General features: G+C 35.4%; 14 protein-coding genes. 6 read left to right on the top strand and 8 right to left on the bottom strand.

All coding sequences use genetic code 11. The features are described from left to right. Positions 1–42 precede the first annotated feature (42 nt). The 4 genes from ACFS6I_RS18120 to ACFS6I_RS18105 all read right to left on the bottom strand — a co-directional run bounded on the left by ACFS6I_RS18120 (position 43) and on the right by ACFS6I_RS18105 (position 3,427). Positions 43–1,650 carry a KGGVGR-motif variant AAA ATPase gene (locus ACFS6I_RS18120; protein WP_380922733.1) on the bottom strand — a complete coding sequence of 536 codons (1,608 nt, stop codon included), beginning with the start codon at positions 1,648–1,650 and terminating at the stop codon, positions 43–45. 4 nt (positions 1,651–1,654) lie between these two features. After that, on the bottom strand, positions 1,655–2,173 hold the full coding sequence (locus ACFS6I_RS18115; RefSeq protein ID WP_380922731.1) for a helix-turn-helix transcriptional regulator: 519 nt from the start codon (positions 2,171–2,173) through the stop codon (positions 1,655–1,657). Next, positions 2,170–2,637: a DUF6932 family protein gene (locus ACFS6I_RS18110; RefSeq protein ID WP_380922729.1), complete on the bottom strand. Its 468-nt coding sequence runs from the start codon at positions 2,635–2,637 to the stop codon at positions 2,170–2,172. Before ACFS6I_RS18110 ends, ACFS6I_RS18115 begins: the two co-directional genes overlap by 4 nt. A 382-nt stretch (positions 2,638–3,019) precedes the next feature. After that, entirely contained in the window at positions 3,020–3,427 is a 408-nt protein-coding gene (locus ACFS6I_RS18105; RefSeq protein WP_380922727.1) for a hypothetical protein, read from the bottom strand. A gap of 210 nt (positions 3,428–3,637) precedes the next feature. Between ACFS6I_RS18105 and ACFS6I_RS18100 the strand changes: the two genes are divergently transcribed. Further along, complete coding sequence (locus tag ACFS6I_RS18100) at positions 3,638–5,365, top strand: hypothetical protein (RefSeq protein ID WP_380922725.1); 1,728 nt, start codon at positions 3,638–3,640, stop codon at positions 5,363–5,365. 46 nt (positions 5,366–5,411) lie between these two features. Next, positions 5,412–5,972 (top strand): hypothetical protein, encoded by a 561-nt coding sequence (locus ACFS6I_RS18095; RefSeq protein ID WP_380922723.1) that lies wholly within the window; start codon positions 5,412–5,414, stop codon positions 5,970–5,972. A 330-nt stretch (positions 5,973–6,302) separates the two neighbouring features. Here the strand turns inward: ACFS6I_RS18095 and ACFS6I_RS18090 are convergent, their stop codons facing one another. Together ACFS6I_RS18090 and ACFS6I_RS18085 are read right to left on the bottom strand one after the other, a co-directional pair. Next, positions 6,303–6,806, bottom strand: a complete 504-nt coding sequence (locus tag ACFS6I_RS18090) for a hypothetical protein (RefSeq protein WP_380922721.1) — start codon at positions 6,804–6,806, stop codon at positions 6,303–6,305. A gap of 47 nt (positions 6,807–6,853) precedes the next feature. Beyond that, a complete protein-coding gene (locus ACFS6I_RS18085; RefSeq protein ID WP_380922719.1) occupies positions 6,854–7,111 on the bottom strand; it encodes a hypothetical protein in 258 nt (85 codons plus the stop codon). Positions 7,112–7,722: 611 nt separating this feature from the next. Between ACFS6I_RS18085 and ACFS6I_RS18080 the strand changes: the two genes are divergently transcribed. From ACFS6I_RS18080 to ACFS6I_RS18065, 4 genes are all read left to right on the top strand, one after another. Then, the gene (locus ACFS6I_RS18080; protein WP_380922717.1) at positions 7,723–8,391 is read left to right on the top strand and encodes a hypothetical protein; all 669 of its coding nucleotides are present in this window, start codon (positions 7,723–7,725) and stop codon (positions 8,389–8,391) included. A gap of 112 nt (positions 8,392–8,503) precedes the next feature. Next, complete coding sequence (locus tag ACFS6I_RS18075) at positions 8,504–9,307, top strand: TlpA family protein disulfide reductase (RefSeq protein ID WP_380922715.1); 804 nt, start codon at positions 8,504–8,506, stop codon at positions 9,305–9,307. A 20-nt stretch (positions 9,308–9,327) separates the two neighbouring features. Then, on the top strand, positions 9,328–12,561 hold the full coding sequence (locus tag ACFS6I_RS18070) for a SusC/RagA family TonB-linked outer membrane protein (protein WP_380922713.1): 3,234 nt from the start codon (positions 9,328–9,330) through the stop codon (positions 12,559–12,561). An 18-nt stretch (positions 12,562–12,579) separates the two neighbouring features. After that, the gene (locus ACFS6I_RS18065; protein ID WP_380922711.1) at positions 12,580–13,932 is read left to right on the top strand and encodes a RagB/SusD family nutrient uptake outer membrane protein; all 1,353 of its coding nucleotides are present in this window, start codon (positions 12,580–12,582) and stop codon (positions 13,930–13,932) included. Between the two features lie 51 nt (positions 13,933–13,983). Here ACFS6I_RS18065 and ACFS6I_RS18060 read toward each other — a convergent pair whose 3' ends face one another. Beyond that, on the bottom strand, positions 13,984–14,451 hold the full coding sequence (locus ACFS6I_RS18060) for a hypothetical protein (protein WP_380922709.1): 468 nt from the start codon (positions 14,449–14,451) through the stop codon (positions 13,984–13,986). 264 nt (positions 14,452–14,715) lie between these two features. Continuing rightward, positions 14,716–15,321, bottom strand: a complete 606-nt coding sequence (locus ACFS6I_RS18055; protein WP_380922707.1) for a Crp/Fnr family transcriptional regulator — start codon at positions 15,319–15,321, stop codon at positions 14,716–14,718. Positions 15,322–15,356 lie beyond the last annotated feature (35 nt).

Genomic DNA, 15,356 nt, shown 5'->3' with positions numbered 1-15,356 from the left:
ACCACCTCTTCGGGAAGTATTGATAGCGTTTCCTGTTGCGGTTTAGTCTTTTAAAATTTCGTTTATATCTAATTGATATTTTTCTAATAGTTCAAGGAAACGTTCATCATCTTTTAGTTTGGCATACAGATCTTTTGCTGAGCGGAGCTGGGATTCATTTATGTTTTTAGATAATGCAAGGTTAAAGTTGAGATAGAACTCCTCCTTTTTGCCCATATTCAATAATATTTCAGCAAGTGTGGCAAACCAGATGCCTTTGTCGGGTGCTAGTTCGATGGCTTTGTAGATATCTATTAATGCATCTTCATAATTACCCTTTCGTCTGAGGATATCTGCACGGGCATTCCGAAGTTCAGGATCCTCAGGATTGTGCTGAATTCCTTCGGTAAAACATTCTTCAGCTTTTTGTGGATTTCCCTGGTTATTATAGGCCATACCGAGTAGAAGTGATTTCCATGCTAGTTGATAATCGATTTGTGTTAGGTATTCAATTGCTTTTTGATAATCCTGTTTATTGTAAAATAGATTTCCCAAATACAGCAAACAAATGGTGTCTCCGGGTTTTATTTCTAGCGCTCTGCTAAAATCGCCAATAGCTTGATCTATTTGTCTTGATAAGAAATAAGTAAAACCTCTTTCCTTAAAGTATTCGTATCGTGATGGATCTAGCAGTATTGCTTTATTTAATAGTTCTAATTTTAGCAAAGAGTCTTTTTCTACTAAAGCTTTATTAAACAGATGCTCGGCCTCAAATTTTGTTTCATTCTCAGAAGAGAGATTTCCATCAATTAATTTTTCAAATAAATTCAGATAATCATACGTAATTGTATTGACTTTGGCCTTGTCTCCAATTTTTACAATTTCTTTATGATTTACCTGTTTATCTGTATGTATAATAGAAACGTCCTGTATTTTTCCGTTACTACTTTTGAATATTTCTTTTTCCCAGCGCTTCAATATGGTAAATTCCTGTGCCTTTTCCTCAGGCTCCTTCGGAAAGGGCAGTCGAGTTAAGACAAAATGTATTTTGGGACTGTGATTTAACAGCTCATTTTCCGATGATGTTAAGCTTGTAATAATTTTATTTGTGCCAAATAAGTTCTCTGTATTATTGACCGCAAGGATTACGATCTCATCGGCAAATATTTTTAAAGTAATACCCGATATATCTGTAATTCCGGTTCTAGAATCTATTAAAAGATAGTCAGGATTATATTCTTTCTCAATTTTTGCTTTAAGGTCTAAAAAGAAACGTATACCGTACGAGTTTTTAGAATAAAATAGTTGAGACCACTTTGTCGTAGCCAGTTTTCTCCAATAATCATTCTGTTCAAAATTGCCTGCGGATAAGAATTGAATATTAGTATCGTTTATGTTCTTTGCCCTTAATTCGCATGTATAATCTTCGAGAGATTCTGGCAATATATTTTCATTAGCAAAACCATGGATATAATCTACGAGCCCAAGCTGGCACTTATTTTTTAAGTGCTCGTAATCTTCTTCAAATTTAAATTGAAGGCCAGGAGCTTCTAAGTCAAAGTCGATGACAAAGACTTTCTTGTTTAATTGAGAAAGCTTGATGGCCATATTACTTAAGGCCAGGGATCTTCCAACACCACCCTTATAAGAATAAAATGTAATCGTTTTCATATACTTAAAATACAAGAGAAGATCTTTCTTTTGTGATTTGTTCTGCCTTAGCGATGTCCCCTTCAATAATATTACTAGGAATTGAGAATTTTGGTCCCGATCCTACTATTACTGTTTTCTCAAATTCTACGCAAACACCTACAGCTTTTGTAATTTCAATCAATCTATCAAAAGAGATATTTTGATAATCATTTGCTTCATATCGCTGTATTTGTTGAGCTTGAATACCGATCTTTTTAGCTAAATCTGTTTGTGACAAATGTTGAGCTATTCGAGCCTTTATAATCAATTTTGGGAGTTCCTCTAATGATTTGGCTTCAAGTAATTTCAAATTTCCTGTTTTGAGAGATTCATATTCTTCCAGTTCTTCGTTCAATGAAGATATCATGGCATCAAAAGAATGTGATGAATATAATTTTTCTATTTCACTCATCTCTTGATTAGCAAGAACAGTGTTTCTGTGCACCGTCAATTCAGCTATCTTCTCTTTAGTCAGGTTTTCCTGTTGTGTGTTCTTAATCATGGCAGGTCAATAATTATAATACCTTTTGCTTGATTTGTATTTTTATCTCTTTGAAAAAAGTCTTTAAACATTAGGCCGCTAGCTCCTTCTGTCGTGTTCGCTGGAAATACATCTGCGCAAAATTGATCTTGGATAAGCTTTCTATTTCCAGCATCATTTAATAAAATTAGTTCCGGACATATTTTAAAAAGAGTTTCCAGTTGTATGTTTCTTTTCTCTCTATCTTCATCCATGTGCCAACATACGTCTATATCATTGGGATGTGGCTTTTTCGTTACAAAACTGCCATCCACATAAATGTGACTGCATGATATTTGCTTGAAAATTTCCAGTAATTTTCCAAATCTTTCAAAGATATAACGTCTGTGTTCATTGTGTGCAAATATTTCTTCAAATTTATCCAGGGCTAATCTGTGTTCCCCGACCACAAGAAGACCTGTATCTTCATCAAAAACAATATTCATTTCTAGGCTAATAATTCATGTTAGGTAAAACTACAACAATTTTGTTGTAGTTTTGTTTGGGTCAAGTAAAAATTATAATCATTTAACATTTATGTGGTTCCAAGCAGTATGCAAAAACATACCTATGAAATTTGAGTTGTCGTTATTTAAGTAAAACTGTTTTAATAAAAAAGGACTTCAAAAATTTCGAAGTCCTTTGCCTAATTATTAATGGCAGATAATAAATCTTTTTTAATAGTCTTTCTATTCAAAAGCCTTATCCTGAAAAAAGGGATAACTTGATTGTTAAACCTACAAATTTGAAGCGTATATAATCTTATGCTAAATAAACTAAAAAGTTTTAGTTTTCAAAGGAATGGAATTTTATGATAGACCTTATCCTTCACTTTCCTTCAGCTGGTTTCGGCAATAAGCCAATTATTGGCCGCTCACCATCTCCGTAGAAGTATTCGAAAAGTATATGTGGCTCTATGCCGAAAGCTATTGCTAATGCACAAACTTCATATGCATAAATACGATCAAACTTATTTTTAAATAATTCATTTAAGGTTGTTTCCATTATACATGATGCTGTAACTAGATATGTTTTTGCATTAAAGAATATTCCAAACAAGTCTTCTAATTTATTTTCTGACGGTTTTAATGATTTTAATTTCGTTGATGATATATTTTTAAAGAACTGTGTACAGATATAAGCTAAGCTTAAGCCTAGCGAAGTAGTTATAACAAAAAAAGTTTTTCCTGTTAACCTTGTAGTTTCTCCTTCTAATAAGGATTCAACCTGCTTCATCTTTTGATTTAAAATTGATTAGTCATTAAAAATTGAAGATTTTGGGATCAAGTTTGTTTAGCAGATTTATTTCCTATATTATTTTGCTATTTAATCTTTGATAATTATTTTATTTAATTGAGAAATAAAGTTGTTACAAAATTTTGTTGCAAGATTTAATTTTCCTATGTTTGGTAAAATTTTAAAAACTTATTTTAATTTACTATGAAGATGAAATTTTCATTTTTAACAATTTCCTTTTTATTGTTATTTAACTCATGTCAAAAGGATAAAAACTTTAATGATAATCTCAATGAATCCACTGAGATATCTCTAAAAGAAAATGGATTAGAAAAATTTTCTATTATTCTCTCAAAAGCTGTTATGAACAACAGTGATTTAAGGAAATTTATAAAAGATGAAGCTTTAAAGCAAAAGGATAACGATTATGATGTTATTTATGGGCTATGTAAGAACGAAATAGTATCTGGTCGTAAAACATTTAAAGAGATTCTGGAGAATTACGAAGGTACAAAAGGAGAGGTAGATTCGTTAGAAAATGTATTACCTACAATTACAATATTAGTTCCAACGTTGCCCAATGATTTTAATGCAGAAACCTGGTCTCCTAAGGATCAAATTCCTGTAATTGCACACGAGAAAACAAAATCAGTTGAACTTTATCTAGATGGTAAAAAAGAAATTTCTCTTAAAAGGGATCAAATTCCTGGTTTTCCAACTCTTGTAGTAAAGGAAAATGAACGCCTTAGAGTTAACGGGCCATCATTAAAATCTTCTTTAAAAGGACAGGAAAATAATTTAGTGTTTGCTCACGAAGCGTTTGATGGGATAAATAATAATCACCAAACCACAAAAAATATTCCTAGTAAAAAGTTAAAGGCAAGTTCCGTTGGTGGTCGCGGACTTGATATTAAGGATAAGTTTTATTTTGAAGTATCTCAAAAACTGACAGATGCATATAATAAGTTTATACCCAGAGATGGCGGTTGGCAACGCGATCATATCTATTATAATCTTGATAATGTCCCAAATGCCAAAGGAAGGTTGGACCAAACTTTTACTGAAAGCATTATGGCTATCAAGATTGAACCTGCCGCACTTTCTATTATGATGGATCAAAATGATCCTAGATACAATACAAATTATACCTGGCATTCAAAGAGTGGGCATTTACCCACGAAGAATATTTGGACTGATGGAAAATTTGAGATACAAATTGATATTATTACAAGTGACATAGACGGAGGCGGTGCAGCAACTTCAAGAGTACTAAGTGTTCATCCTTTGGAATTATTCGATGTAAATTACACTGAACAAATAATAGGACGACCAACTTCGGGTGATTATTCTGTAATTTATACTTTTAAAGATATAAAATCAAAATTTTATTATTGTAACTTACCGATTAAGGAATGGAACCTTGAAAAAATGGGTTATACGTGGAAATTTTCGGTTAGAGAAAATGATGATAATACTGTATATACGGATTCAGAAACAGTTACTGCAAAATATGCTACTAATTTTAGTTTTGAACCTGGCGGACTATTTAAAGAGAAATTAGGTCTTAAATTTGGAGGAAGTGCGGAAAAGAGTGAATCAAATACATCATCTGTACAGAGAACATTGTCAAATGATTTCCTTGGAGAAGCCTATGCAAATTTTGGAGATGCCATTTTAAAGACTGGTACAAAATTCGACATTGGAGATACAGAATATAATATTGTAGACCTTAAATCAGCTTTTTATAGAAAATCCGCAGTTGAATATATAAATTTCGTTCGTGTTAACAGTGGTAGAGAGCCAGTGCCATATCCAAATTGGTTCGACGAGCAAAAGGCTATTAGAAGTTCTGCAACAAACGTTTATCAAATTTCAAATTTTAATACCATTTTAAATAATAATTTTGAGATTCTAATGCTTCCAGTATATAAATACTAAATATTGTTAATATTCCAATGTTTATGCATGATAATATAAATAAAAGATGAAGAGATTTTTAATTCCGATGTCGCTTATTGTTCTTTTTGCTTGTGAAAAATCTGATAATAAACAGGTGACTTCACAGAGAGATAATATTTATCTTTTAGACTCTGTTAGAACAAGCGAGCAGTATGACTTTAATAAAGATGGTATAGTGGAAAATATTCTTAAGGAAATACCGCAATTAAAAGAATCTCTTGTTGAAATAAAAGATATTGATGATACATCGTATATAAATATTTTATGGGTGGAGCCAGTTATTAATAAAAGTGTATTGGTGTATCCGATAGAGAAAGCTTCTGAAATGAATTATGATATAATTGCTTATAAGGTAGTGCAGAATCAATTTTATGGATATTTCCTTAGTAAAGGTGTTGAAAGTACGATGTCTTTAACCAAAAGAATCTCAGGTAATGGAAACTTTTATACATATAAAAATCCAACTGATATAAGTTTTGATAATAATGAACAAAATATCGTTATTTCATCAAAACAGAAATTTTTAGTGAATAAAAATATCGTGTCACCAACAGTTATTTCTTATTATACTATAAAAAAGCGTTAAAGAATTTTAGATTATTTTTCAAAATTTAATTTTTAAAATTAGCGCTATTTATGTAGGTCAGTTGATACATGCTTTATATTCCAAGTTATTATAATGACTATTGATGTCTATTTTTCAGAGTCCTCAGAAAGTTAACAACTTTCTGAGGACTCTTTTTAAAATCTTCCTCCCCAGGTATATCGTTCTAACAGTTTAAAAATAAATACCTAATTATCTTTTTATATTCATAAACGTACATACTCCGACTCATGTACAATTTATAAGCTCTATGAAAACTGTTATTTTTCTAATCAATCATACCATCCATCAAGCTCTTTCCTTTCCCTCATTTTATTTTTCGTCAGAAGAACTAGGCAATCCTATAATAGGACGCTCTCCATCACCGTAGAAGTATTCGAAGAGTTTAGATGGGTTAATACCTACAGCAATGCTAAGCCCAAAAGCTTCATACGCATATAATTCGTCGAATCTCTTTTGAAAAAGTTCGCTCAATCGGGTCTCTTTAATAGCGCATGCTTTACTTAATTCTGCTTTAGAATTTAAAAGAGGAGAAAAGAGATTGTCTAATTTATTTGAATTTTGTTGTAAGGTTTTTAATATAAATGCTGGATGCCCTTTAAAAAATGCTTTACAAGATTTATCTAAATCTTCGTTTATTATCAATAATGTTTTAAAAAATGAAAGTGCACTAAGTCTGGATGTTTCATTTTTTAAAATTACATCTATTTTATCCTTTATTTCAGAATATATAAGTTTCCCTTTATATTTCTTATCTAAAATTTTTTGGATAAACAACTTAAACTCTTTTAAATTATATTGCTTATAATCAATCATTTGTGATTTTTATTTGAAAAATAAACTGTGTATGCTCGTTATTTTGATTAATTTTTATATATTTGTTTAGCAATCAATTTGTTTTGGTTGGAGTCTCGGAAGTGGAAACGACGAATTTTCAAATGATATGAGACCGTAGGGCTTGCTGCCCCCTCATCTTTTTGTATATTTACAAAAAAGGGGAAGGCTTCCCTATTGGATACCATGTCAAGGGCTCTTCGTCGTGCCTCACTGCCGGTTGAAAATAGTGGAGCCTTCTTCTTATATAAGCCTTCACTTCCTTCCGCACGAGACTTTATTTTCATTAACCAATGTTTTAGTAACCAAATAATGATGAAAAGAAAAGAATCAAAAAATCTATTTTTACGTCTGCCGATCCAGGATCGGGCAGGGCATAGCGCTATTAATGCGTTGATAAAAAACAAGCTCCGACAACCGGAATAGCTTGTATTCCATTAAAACCAAAAGGGCGTATCTACCTGTGATGGGCAATGAATAATGGCGATAATAATAAATAACCATTTTAACTGTCCGATCCCTTGTTGGTTTTACCGATTCATAGCTTCACAATCAGCGCAAAAGCAATAGAATTTCGATTCCTTAAAATTTCACACATTAAAAGTAACGAATATTTTATTGCTAAACAACGATTAAGCTTTTATTAGTATAGATTTTCTGTATAATATGAATCGGTTTTTATTCGAATTATATAAAATGCAATCACGAAGAAAAATTTTAATACGTACTGAAGACATATTATTGCATTTTTTCCATCTTATTTTTTAACTGTTAAGCTGTTAATAGCAGGTTGCTGGATTTCTAGAGTCCAGCCTGCTAAAATATGCTTAACGTAAGACTTAATCGAATGCTAAAAAATAGCAAAAGGGAAAGCTATGCGCTGTCCCCAGAGGAAGAAATGTTTTCGTACCAGTCTAAAAAACGTATTCCAATCCTCAAAAAACCTGTTATGATAAGCCTTTTACCGGAAGGAGCTTTTAAAAAGCGAGTCGTGGAATCGACAAAAGAGCCAGTCCGCAACCGACTTAAAGATAGAACTGACGAGCGCCCGAAAGATCGCTACTATTCGTATGTGATTGCTTCTAAAAAGGAGCACGAATCATACAGCGCGGTGGTTCGTGATGAACGCAAGGATGTGCTCCGCATATCACTGGTGAATATGGCTATTTATGAATGCTATTTATTTGCAGTGGGATTGCCGTTGAGTTTTCCGACGGAACACATTATCGTGCACGGTCAAGATAAATCCAAGTTGGTACGGCAAAGAACCAATAATGATCGGGAGCAGGTGTCTGCCAGTAATGATTTTTACGACTATGAGCTCACCGTACCTGCCGATACGGAAAGAGAGCAGTATAGTCAGCGGATATTGAACGACCTGAACGATCACTTTCAACTGGAAGTACATATCGAGAATCTTTCGGTCGTGAAAGACAGTAGGTCTTTTATGACAGATAAAGGTGAATCAATCGAGCTTATTTGGGAAAAACAGCCCACTATGATCATGAAAACGAAAATAGGGGCTAAAGTAGGGAAGACTTATCCAATATTAGCGGAGAGCAATTAAAAGTAAAGTTTCAGTGTTTATCGATCCCCTTTCTACCGAGGGCTAAAAAAAGACTTTAGAATCAAGTCTCCCTCGGTATGAAATGGAGTATGGACACATTATGTCTAAAAATATGATTAAAATACATATAAAATATATAAGCAAGCTCTGGAGCTATCTCCAAAAGTTGATGCGGTCTGGGGGCGAAGGTTTTCTGTTGGTTGGGAAGATGATGATGGTGATGCTGTTGGTAGGTTATCAAGAGGGGAGAGGGCAGGATATGGGCCAAGTAAATGGACTGGTCAAAATAGTGCACAATTATAAGTTTTATGAAGCGGTTCAAGTGCAGAATTTTGTTGATCCACGAGAGTTGACAAGATATCCGAAAGCGAATTTTGTGAAATATCCTTCGGCACGGTATAAAGTTGATTATACGAAGATAAATCAGTTACAAGCTGGTGATATGTTAAGTGATGAAATCTTGGATTTGCCTCTTTGGGTGACAAACGATGATTTTGGTCGCGATACGCTCACGCTGCGAAGTGAAATGGACAAAGAATGGCTGATACTTGATTTTTGGTCAGAAAGCTGTCCTCCTTGTATCAAATCGATGAACAAATGGGAGAAAAGGGTGGAAGAGCAAGAATTTAGTCTCAATTTATTGGGAGTGTACACAAATTATTATCCGCATAAAGCGATGTTAGAAGCGCGAAGGAAAGGGTATCGGAGTGTTCAGGTGATCGGTGCGTCGATGGCCATATTGAAGGCATTGTTCTTGGGAGAAAAAACTTATTTAGGTCCTTCGGTATGGATTAAAAATGGAAGATTATTTGGTATTTCGGACGCCGAAAAATTGTCTGAAGAAGAATATAGGGGAATACTTTCTGGAAAGATAATGACTATACCAGCACATGCGGTGTATAAAGGTCGATTGTAACATGTTTAGCTTGTAAGATTATGAAAAATTATGTAATGCTAAGCCTGTTGCTTTTGATTTGTTGTGGCGTTATAGGGCAGGAACGGATTTTTACAGTGAAAGGCAAGATAGTAGATGCGAATAATGCTGCGGTAGAGAATGTAACGGTTAGGAATTTAAGGTCTCAAATCTCCGTTGGAAGTGATGCTAAAGGTATCTTTTCAATATCTGTAATCCTTCAAGATACCTTATTTATTAGTTCAGTGGGTTATCAAAGTTTACGCTATCCGATTACAACTGCAAATAAGTCGATTGAGATTTCACTCCAACCCTCATTCAATCAATTGGAGGAAGTGGAAATCAATACGGGGTACCAACAATTAAAACCCAATGAGGTTAATGGATCTGTTGTCGTTATCGATAATAAGGCCCTGAATATGCAAACGGGAACCAATATTCTGCAACGACTCAATGGTATGACCAATGGGCTAACCTTTCAGGTGGGGAAACGAAATGTGAACCCACAAAATAAAACGGGTATTAACATAAGAGGTTATAGTACAATCAACGGACCGTTGGATCCTTTGATCGTATTAGACAATTTTGTGTACGAAGGGGATATAGAGAATATCAATCCTGATGAGGTCGAAAATGTAACGATCTTAAAAGATGCTTCTGCAACGTCTATTTATGGTGCCCGTGGTGGTAACGGGGTTATTGTTATCACAACCAAAAAAGGTAAATTCAATCAACCGGTGCGAGTGAGTTTGAGCGGTAACCTGACGATTAATGGGCTTCCGGACTTATCTCCGCTAAGGGGAATGAGCAACGTCGATTATATTGCTGTGGAGCGTATGCTCTACGATAGAGGTAATTTTAATAACGATATCAATGGTAGTGCCCGTATAGCATTGACTCCTGTAGTGGATATACTGAATCGTCGAGATAAAGGTTTTCTGACTGCTGAAGAAGCCGAAATGCAGATAAAGCGCTATGAAAATGTAGATCTGCTTGATCAATATCAACAGTTGTTTTATGAGAGGGATAAAACTCAGCAGTACAATGCGAGCTTTAGTGGAGGTGCGGATAAGCACAGTTGGACATTTTCGGGTAGTCTGAATAAAAGTAAGGGTAGTGGAACGCAAAATGATCGCATCAACTTACGGCTATCAAATACGATGAAAGTGTCTAAATGGCTCACAGTTGGTGTTGATGCAATGTTGAATGACCGTCATGTTGTAAATGGAGCAAAGGTTAGTATAGCAGATCTAGGTCGCTTTGGAAATAGAGGCGGCGTGCCTTATACCATGTTAATAAATGAAAATGGAGAAGCTGTTCCCGTTTATAATAAGTACAATACGCTCTATCTGGATACTGTGGGCCAGGGACGATTGCTGGATTGGAATTATTATCCAGGGAAAGAGATGGCATTGCAACCAAGTGCTAACAAAATCCAAGAAATGATAGGAGGGGTCAACGTGCAGGTTGTACCTATTGCAGATTTAAAATTAACAGGTTCGTATCAATACCAACGGCAACTTAATAATGGTGAAAATTTCTTTGATCAAGAAAGTTATGCCATGCGTGATCTGATTAATCGGTATGCACAGATAAATGAAAAAACTGGAGATGTTAGCTACCCAATTCCTCGTGGAGCGATGTTACAACGTAATAAAAGCGAAATTAATTCGCAGCAATTTCGTTTGCAATCTGATTACAACAGATCGTGGAACACCCATAAATTGAACGGCATGCTGGGTTTCGAAACCCGTGAAGTGCGGTCTTCTGGAGATAGTTATCGGTTTTATGGCTATAAAGAAGATCCATTAGCATTTACAACAGTTGATTATATCACGCGCAAAAGATTGCGCCCTTCGGGACAGACTACAATTCCGGGCGCGCCTAACTTGTATCCCGATATCATTAATCGTTTTGTAAGTCTTTATGGTAATGCTTATTACAGTTTCCGTGATCGCTATAGTATAAGTGGCTCTTTTCGCAAAGATGGATCTAATATCTATGGTGTGAGTACGAATGACAAATGGAAACCTTTATGGTCTGCGGGTCTGGGTTATGAGCTTTCGAAAGAACCGTTCTTTAAATCTAATTTTATCGAATATCTAAAGTTAAGAACCACATTGGGTTACTCTGGAAATGTAGATCTGAGGCGTTCGGCATTGCCTGTTGCAGGATTTTCTAATGGACCGCCAGAACTGGGAAGTTTGCCTATAGCTAATATTGGAACTTTAAACAATCCTTCGCTACGTTGGGAGCAGGTAGAACAATTAAATTTTGGTGTAGACTTCAGAGCTTGGAAAAATCGTTTTTCTGGAAGCTTGGAGTATTATCTGAAGGAGTCAACTGATCTGTATGGTCCTAGTCCTTTTGATTATACTACTTGGGGCGTTTTGCCCACTATTGTGATGAATGCAGCAGACTTGTCAGGTAAAGGGATCGATATACAATTGCGTGTAGTACCCGTAAAGAAGAATGTGAGCTGGATCAGTACACTGATTTTCAATTATAATAAGGCTGTAGTCAAGAAGTATCATTTGATTTCCGCGTCCGGAGAATCTGATATTAGCAGGATCATCGGTTCGGATGGAAGTTTGATCACGCCTATTGAAGGGATGCCTTTGTATGCGATAGCAGCTTACCGATGGGGAGGCTTGGATGCTGAAGGCAATCCGCAGGGTTATCTTAACGGTGAGCTAAGTAGCGATTATGTGGGAATCCGGGATCATGTTTTGAAAAATGGAGTAGATGGAAATAGTGCGCGATATATCGGTAATACCACACCTGCCTATTTTGGTTCATGGATGAATGAGATGAGCTATAAAAACCTGTCGTTATCTTTCAATATTACTTATCGGGCAGGTTATTATTTTAGACGTAATTCAATTGTTTATGCTGCATTGATTAATGGTGGTGGTGGTCATGCAGATTATGCAGATCGATGGCAACATGTCGGAGATGAGCTGAAAACACAAGTTCCATCTTTTATTTTTCCCACGGTGGTCGAAGGTAGGGATGAAATATATGCACTTAGTGATCTGCTGGTTGAAAAGGCTGACCATGTTCGCTTGCAGTTTGTTAATCTATCCTATCAAATACAATCAAAGCGTAAATATTTACCTAAAAGCACACGTCTTTTTGTGAATATGGCCAATCTTGGTATTCTTTGGCGGGCGAATAAGCATGGTATTGATCCTGATTATCCGTATGTGCCTAGAATGGGAAAGACTACTACTGTGGGCTTAAATGTTAGTTTCTAATCCTAAAATGATTAAATAATGAAGAAAATACAATTATTAATAATCGGGATAACATTAACTCTTTTTTTGTTTATTGGTTGTTCGGAATATCTTGATGTTAAAAGTGATAATCGGATCGAAGTTCCTACTACATTGGAACAATTACAGGCCTTGCTGAATGATCATGTTACAATGACAAATGAAACAACTCCGTCTATGATCGAAAACTGGTCGGATGATTATTTTATGTTGCCCAGTAAGTATGAAACTACAGATGCAAATTTCCAAAATATGTACGTTTGGAAAATAGATCTTTATAATCATGCTAATGATTGGTCAGCAGCATATCGCCCAATTTATAATGCCAATTTTTGTTTAGAGGGGTTACAAAAGATTGGACGTAATGATGAAAACAAAATACGATATGATCGTATAGCGGGTGAATCTCTTTTTTACAGAGCTTATTACTTTCAGCAACTGGTTTGGGCTTTTGCATCTGTTTACGACGAGTCGACAGCTATGCAGGATGTAGGCATCGTTTTAAAATTGGATACGGATTTTAATACGCCAAGTATCAGAGCGAGTGTGGCTGATTGTTATGCTAAAATTATCGAGGATGCGAAGCAAGCTATTGTGTTCCTGCCATCTGTTGCCGTTATTCCAACTCAACCTTCTAAGCAAGCCGGGCATGCTTTGCTGGCTCGAATATATTTATCTATGCGCAAATATGACCTTGCTTTGAAACATGCAGAAGAGGCGCTGGATATAAAATCGGACTTGATGGACTATAATAATCCTGCTGATGGTATATCGTCGACACAAACTTTTTCATTTGAAAAATACAATAAGGAAACTATCTTTTATTCAGAAATGAACGGTTTTCAAGGGAATATGTATATAAGTAGCAGAGGTGGTCGTATCGATACTTTACTTGTTCAGAGTTATTTACCTAACGATTTGCGTAAAAAGGCATTTTTCCGAAACATGGATCAGTATTTTGCATTTAAGGGAAGTTATGCAGGAAATCGGATGTTTACAGGCTTGGCATTAAATGAATTATTTTTGATTCAGGCAGAATGTAGAGTTCGTCTGAACGATGTACAGGGAGGGATGGAGGATCTCAATCACTTATTGAAATATCGATTTGATCACACGGTTCCTTTTATTGCTTTACAAGGCAGTAATGAATCTGAAGCTTTAAAGATTATTTTATTGGAGCGACGCAAAGAACTGTTATTTCGTGGTCTTCGTTTCATAGATATCAAACGTCTGAATAAGGAGGGGCACAATATTTCAATCAAACGAAAAATTAATGGAAATGAATACCTGCTAAAGCCGAATACTGATCTGGTAGTACCTATACCTACCGATTTAAAACCTTTTATTAAATAAAAAACAAGAAGCTCCTTTTGGGGGCTTCTTGTCTTACTTAAAGGTGAAAAATTAATTTAATTCGCGGTTTACTGGATCTGAATATCCGGATGAACCTGTTGGGGCTGCAACTTTAAATTGATTAATTGCAACGTTTGTTGTTTGAATACTGACTTGGGCAGGGTCAATGGTCGCGTTAGTTCCAGGTGTACCTAATGTGTGACTTTCTGGTACTCGGATCGAACACGGAATTTCTTCAGTAGCAGGACTTGGACATTGTTCTGATGCTTCTTTCCAATTCGATGGATTTTTAACGTTTGCATCAGAATAAGGAGTGAGTGATCCTAACGGTGCTTTGTACTCAAATGTTAGCATTGTTTCCGCTTTTTTCTCTTCGCTGACTTTGTTGTTCTCATTTTTCGTAAAGGCATTTGCTCCTAATACCATTCCTACTGCCAGGGCACACACACTTGTTGCGCCGATGGCTCTTTTTAATAATGTTCTCATACGTCTTTTTTTAATAGACAGTAACAATCCCAACTGTTGGTTTATTATGTCTCGGCAAATGCTCTTTTCGTACTATTAATTCCGCAATGGAATCTGTATATCTGGTATGTTGCAATTCCGAGAGGTAATACCACTTTCTAAGTTCTATTCTTCTTATTTTTTAGAACTTCTGAAGGCAGTTGAATACCGCATCTGTTTATATTTCAAATTTGTAGAATTATGTTGAGGTCAGCTGGATGCACTACTGCTACATATTTTGCTTGGTTTTTATTATTACTAGATTCATTTATGAAGCTTTTAAAGAATTCGTCGATTTGCACGCTGGATTGTACTGCGCGAGATCGATAAAAGCATCGCAATTTCTCGTTGTGAAAGGATAGCTCTTAAAATTGGCATGTGTGTGTAAAAACTGAGGTAACGCTCTGATGGATTTAGGATGAGTGACAAACGGCGTAGCTGCACCAGCTGCTTTTTCTTTTTACTGTTGAGGACATCGACTAAAGTCTCTACTTTAGCATCTTTTTTCTTGTGTTTATGTACCGTGGCATAGGGCAATGCAAGAATATGGCTAGGTCTTATACCAACGATATGTCCCTGACTGGGACTGTCTGAGTAGAGATGCTCTGTTGTCATCAGGGCCATTCCAGGAAGCGCGACGGAAAAGATTTTAGTTTTTTCAGATTCTTCATCTTCATAAATACGGGCAATCAATCCGTCACAAACAATAAAGACAAATTTGTCTCGGCTTCCTGCTTCATATAAAACTCCCCTGGTAGAAAGTCGATGATAGGTGCTATTGTTTAAAAGCCAGTTGAAATGTGATTTTTTTATTTTAGCATACTTACTCCAATGCTTTAGCAGGAGCTCTATGGCCTGTTGATGTAAAATTGTAGCGTTTTTCATTGTTTTGGTTGTTAGTTGGTTACAGAGTTAGAAGG

Source organism: Sphingobacterium anhuiense (genome assembly GCF_042686355.1).
In the GTDB taxonomy this organism is placed as follows: Bacteria; Bacteroidota; Bacteroidia; order Sphingobacteriales; family Sphingobacteriaceae; genus Sphingobacterium; species Sphingobacterium anhuiense.
This window is presented reverse-complemented; position numbering and strand designations above follow the sequence as displayed.